Below are 1,320 nucleotides of genomic sequence, written 5' to 3'. Positions count from 1 at the left end.
CCTTCGCAATACGCGTTGTACAGCGCGCTGAACTCGTTGACCAGAATGCCCTGCGACCAGCCGTCGGAGACGATGTGGTGCATCGTCACCAGCAGTACGTGCTCGTCGTCAGTGATCCGGATCAGGCGACCACGCACCAGCGGGCCGGCTGCCAGGTCGAACGGTGCGGCAGCTTCGGCCTCGGCCAGTTCGTCGAGTTTGGCTTCGGCGTCATTCTSGTTGCGCAGGTCGTGTTCCTGCAATGCAAAGCCAGTGTCAGCGGCGATGCGCTGCACCGGCTGGCCTTGTTCCAGCACGAAGGTCGTTCGCAAGGCTTCGTGGCGGGCGACGATGCGGTCCAGCGCCTGGCTGACGCCTTCCATCTGCGACAGGAACCACAGCCGTTGCTGTGCGAACGACAGCGGCAGCGGGCTCTCGCGCGACGCCAGCGTGATGGCTGGCAGTTCCGGTTTGGCTGCCTGAGCAATGATTGATGCCAATTCCGCGAGTACCGGGTAATCGAACAATTCGGTCACCCCGAGATCCGCGTTCAAGAACTCTCTTACGCGCGAGACCACCCGCATTGCGAGCAGCGAGTGGCCGCCAAGGGCGAAAAAGTGATCGGCACGGCCGATGGTCCCGACCTGGAGATCAAGCACTTCGGCCCAGATTGCAGCCAGCGCGGCTTCGACGTCACCGACCGGTGCTTCATAGGCACGGGTCGCGTAGGCGCCGCCTTCCGGTGCCGGCAACGCCTGACGGTCCAGCTTGCCGTTCGGCGTCAGCGGCAGGGTGTCGAGTTGCACGTACGCGGCCGGCACCATGTACTCGGGCAGCGTTGCCGACAGAACTACACGCAGCGCTTCAGTATCAAGCTGCGCATCGGTCGTCAGGTAGGCGACCAGCCGCTTGTTGCCCGCCCGGTCTTCGCGTGCGATCACCACCGCTTCGCGCACGCCATCCTGCTCCAGCAGCTTCGCTTCAATTTCACCGAGCTCAATGCGGAAGCCGCGCAGCTTGACCTGATCATCGTTACGCCCCAGGAACTGAATGCTGCCATCGGCCAGGTAACGTCCCAGGTCGCCAGTCTTGTACATCCGGGTACCCGGCTCACTGCTGAACGGGTCGGCCACGAAGCGCTCCGCCGTCAATTCATCGCGGTTCAGATAACCGCGTGCCACCTGCACACCGCCGATATGAATCTCGCCGGCCACCCCCTGCGGCACCGGCTGACCATTGGCGTCCAGCAAATAGATGCGGGTGTTGGCAATCGGACGCCCAATCGCCGGCGCCTGCTCGCTTTGCGGGTCGCACACCTGCATCGTCGCGCACACCGTGGTT

The 1,320-nt window shown here is 63.7% G+C and carries 1 protein-coding gene; it reads right to left on the bottom strand.

Annotation, left to right across the window (positions count from 1 at the left end; all coding sequences use genetic code 11):
* The coding region (locus ASE07_RS27200) for a condensation domain-containing protein (protein ID WP_156397108.1) at window positions 1-1,320 on the bottom strand (1,320 nt) is incomplete at both ends.

Source organism: Noviherbaspirillum sp. Root189 (assembly GCF_001428545.1).
Taxonomy (GTDB): Bacteria; Pseudomonadota; Gammaproteobacteria; order Burkholderiales; family Burkholderiaceae_D; genus Noviherbaspirillum.
Note: the sequence above shows the minus strand (reverse complement) of the source record. Positions and strands in the feature narration are given on the sequence as shown.